This window comes from Candidatus Contendobacter odensis Run_B_J11 (assembly GCF_000531125.1).
In the GTDB taxonomy this organism is placed as follows: domain Bacteria; phylum Pseudomonadota; class Gammaproteobacteria; order Competibacterales; family Competibacteraceae; genus Contendibacter; species Contendibacter odensensis.
The window spans coordinates 1-3,329 of the sequence record NZ_CBTK010000019.1 but is presented as its reverse complement, the minus strand read 5'-3'; the positions used below and the strand labels follow the sequence as shown (position 1 = coordinate 3,329).

The 3,329-nt window shown below is 59.7% G+C and carries 5 protein-coding genes; 2 read left to right on the top strand and 3 right to left on the bottom strand.

Annotation, left to right across the window (positions count from 1 at the left end; all coding sequences use genetic code 11):
• A partial coding sequence (locus tag BN874_RS01200; protein WP_034430357.1) for a peptidylprolyl isomerase occupies positions 1-409 on the top strand: 409 nt, incomplete at its 5' end.
• A gap of 5 nt (positions 410-414) precedes the next feature.
• On the top strand, positions 415-1,686 hold the full coding sequence (locus tag BN874_RS01195) for a molybdopterin molybdotransferase MoeA (RefSeq protein ID WP_051497280.1): 1,272 nt from the start codon (positions 415-417) through the stop codon (positions 1,684-1,686).
• Here BN874_RS01195 and BN874_RS01190 read toward each other — a convergent pair.
• The 3 genes from BN874_RS01190 to BN874_RS23175 all read right to left on the bottom strand — a co-directional run bounded on the left by BN874_RS01190 (position 1,664) and on the right by BN874_RS23175 (position 3,106).
• Positions 1,664-2,302, bottom strand: coding sequence for a lipid-binding SYLF domain-containing protein (locus BN874_RS01190; protein ID WP_154724694.1), 639 nt, complete (start codon positions 2,300-2,302; stop codon positions 1,664-1,666). The genes BN874_RS01195 and BN874_RS01190 overlap by 23 nt on opposite strands.
• 281 nt (positions 2,303-2,583) lie before the next feature.
• A complete protein-coding gene (locus BN874_RS01185) occupies positions 2,584-2,778 on the bottom strand; it encodes a hypothetical protein (RefSeq protein WP_034430355.1) in 195 nt (64 codons plus the stop codon).
• A 139-nt stretch (positions 2,779-2,917) separates the two neighbouring features.
• Positions 2,918-3,106, bottom strand: a complete 189-nt coding sequence (locus tag BN874_RS23175) for a hypothetical protein (protein WP_081756050.1) — start codon at positions 3,104-3,106, stop codon at positions 2,918-2,920.
• Between the last annotated feature and the right edge of the window lie 223 nt (positions 3,107-3,329).

The following is a 3,329-nucleotide window of genomic DNA, read 5'->3' as shown; positions in this document are numbered from 1 at the left end:
GTGCTCTTCCGATCTCGTCGCGCAACTGGCGGGCGACCCGGTGCGCTTCGCCGAGCTGGCGGCGCAACTGTCGGACTGTCCCTCTAAACAGGACAACGGCCATCTTGGCCTGATTGGTCCCGGCCAAACCGTGCCGGAATTTGAGCAGGCGTTGTTCGCCCTGCAAGAAGGCGAGATTTCTGCCCAACCAGTGGAAAGCCGTTTTGGGTTCCATCTGATTCAGTTGCACCGGAAAACCGAGGGACAGACGCTGGAGTACGAGCAAGTCCGCGACCGCATTACCAGTTATCTGCGGGAAAACGGGCAGCGCCAGGCCATCAGCCGGTATTTATCATTGCTGACCGGCCGCGCCACGATTCAAGGTATGGATCTGCCGAGTGCGAACGCACCGCTGGCGCAATCGCTGTGATCTCAATGAGTTCAGGTGATTGCTGTGACGCTTCTGACCGTCTGCTGACGCTGACCGAGGCGCTTGCTGCCGCGTTGCGTTTCATCTCGCCGATCCATGAGACTGAAACTGTAGCGCTGTTCGATGCCTATGGCCGGGTGCTGGCGGCTGATCTGCCCGCCCGGATCGACGTGCCGCCGCACGACAATTCAGCGATGGATGGTTTCGCCCTGTACTGGGCTGATCTGAAACTGGACACGCCGACCCGTTTGCCGGTGATTGGCGACGCACTGGCCGGTCATCCGTATCCAGCAGCCGTTCCGGTCGGTGCGACAGTACGGATTACCACCGGTGGCGTGATTCCAGACGGACCGGATGCGGTGGTGATGCAAGAACAGTGTCTGATCGCCCCGGACACGGGTTGGATCGAGCTTGAAGCACAAACCGCCGCTAGAATCAGGCGTGGCGAGAATATTCGCCGGCGTGGCGAGGACGTGCGTGCCGGGACCGTGTTACTGCCGGGTGGTTTACGGTTGCGACCCCAGGATGTCGCACTGGCGGCGGGGCAGGGCTACGCTGCGCTGACCGTGGTGCGCCAGTTACGGGTGGCGGTGGCTTCAACTGGCGATGAGTTGCACCCACCGGGGGTGGATCTGCCGCCGGGTGCGATCTATGAATCGAACCGCTACATCTTGATCGGGCTTCTACGGCGGCTGGGTTGCGTAGTGACCGATTTGGGTGTTTTGCGCGATGAGCGGGAGGTAATGCTGCCGGTATTGCGGGACGCAGCGGCGACGCACGATGTGTTGCTGACTTCTGGCGGGGTGTCGGTGGGCGCGGCGGACCGGGTTAAGGAGGTGATTGCGGAATTGGGAACGATCCAGTTCTGGCGGTTGGCGGTCAAGCCGGGCAAGCCGGTGACCTTTGGGCGGATCGGAGACTGCCTGGTGCTGGGACTACCGGGCAATCCGGTCTCGGTAATGGTGTCTTTCCTGCTGTTTGCCCGTCCGCTGCTGCTCAGGCGGATGGCAACGATGCCCGCCGAACCGCTGCGGGTGCGGGCGGTAGCGGATTTTTCATTCCGGCGCAAGCCGGGCCGGCGCGAATGGTTGCGGGCACGGCTGCGGCCTGATCCAGCGCAAGGGTGGTTAGTGATGATCTACCCTACCCACAGTTCCGGGGTGCTGTCGTCACTATCCTGGGCCGATGGACTGATCGAACTGCTGGAGGATTGCACTGGAGTAGCTCCCGGCGATACGGTGGATTATCTGCCGTTCAGCGGGCTGGGGGTGGAATAGCGCCGATCGCTTTAGCCGAATTCAAATCGGGATTGCGGAAATAGCGGGCACCCCAGTCAGCCTGCACCGATACGCCTTTTTCATTCAGTTGATAGACCTTGATGCTGGGATCGCGGGAAGCGTCGGTGGGCGATCCGAATGCGACAAATTGGCTCAATTTTTTGGCGTCGCTGAATACCAGCACCTGCCGATACGGTTTTATCCTGACACCTGGCCCAAGATCAGTCCGGGCCAATTGCATATAGGTGGTGCCGCCGCTCCTGGTGACGATCACGCCGCGCCCATGCGTTTCGCCCAGTACGGCGTTCAAGCCATTGATTTCAAATACGCCATAACCCGCTGCCTGCTCGATCTCGGCTCTGGTCGGTGGCTTCAGCCGGTAAAGCTGGCGCAGAGTCTGGTCACGGATCTTGAGGATGGCCTGCTGCTGCTCCTGTCGGGCTTTCTCGCTCAACTTGCCGGGTGGTTCCGTCACTTGCACGATGGGCGGTGGCGGCGGGGGAGCGCAACCCGCCAATAGGGCGATCAGCAATCCGGCGATAGTGGAAACTCGCGCTCTGGCGCGGTGATGGTGATAGTGGGTTTGCATGATGTCTGACTGGGGTCTCTCGGCCATGAAGGGGCGATTCACCGATCAATGATAATTGGTCAGGCGCCTGCCCTAGAACATTTCAGTATCACCGCCGAGTTGCTGGCTTTGTGGAACAGCCAGCGCACCGTCGATAACCAGTTGTTCGTAGCTTCGAATTCCCCGGCCTTGGTGCAAGAAAGGCATAGCGCCAAGTGCGCAGCGACACTGATTCGGCCCGCATCTGCCACCGGTACAGGCATTCGGCGAACAGCACATCGTTGGTGATGGGCATATCAGTGATGTCTCGGTTCAGTTTTTAAGCATTATCAATCATCGTCGGCGGATTGCAGATAAACCGTCACGTCATAGCGGTCACGCGGGTACAGCGTCCGCGCCTTCTCATAGGCGTCGTTTTCATCGCCGGCCGCTACCATGTCTTCGATGGTCGGACCACCGATGAGCGGCGTTGCATAGACCAGATAAAGCGTTGGATGACGCTGGGCAGAGTGCGGGCTGTTCATGCTTCACCTCCATTGCGGTCGGTGTCCATCCCTGAATCTGGATTGTGGATATTTTAATAATCGTAGTATGTGCCATGCCGCTGCCATAACCAAACGAATCGGAATTTGGCCCGACCGGCGAGTCGTTGGCTACTCCTGATTACTTGCTCTTGCGGCTCGAACCGGTTCGACCATCGTTCCGTGTCGGACGTGGCGGCCGGTTCTTGGTGTCGTTGCTGAAGCGGAAACGACCAGCCAGCACACAGCCTTTCATCCCCGGATCGCAGGGCCGATCCTTAACCTGCTGGCAGATTCCGTTGAATTGGTGCGGGCATCCCCAACCACTCATTAACGTGTTCCCTTTTGTGGACTAAATGAAGCTAAAACCAGATCGCCGCCGGTCGTCCGGCTTCGTGCCCCGAACCGGTAGCGATCCAAGCGACGATCCTGCTTACCAATGACCCGCTACTGGCTGGTCAGCGGCAAGGCCAAAGCCCAGGCAAAGGTCTTGTCCGCCATCCTGCTGGCAGCCGTCCCAACGCCCATTGCTATTGGCATCCAGGAACCAACGG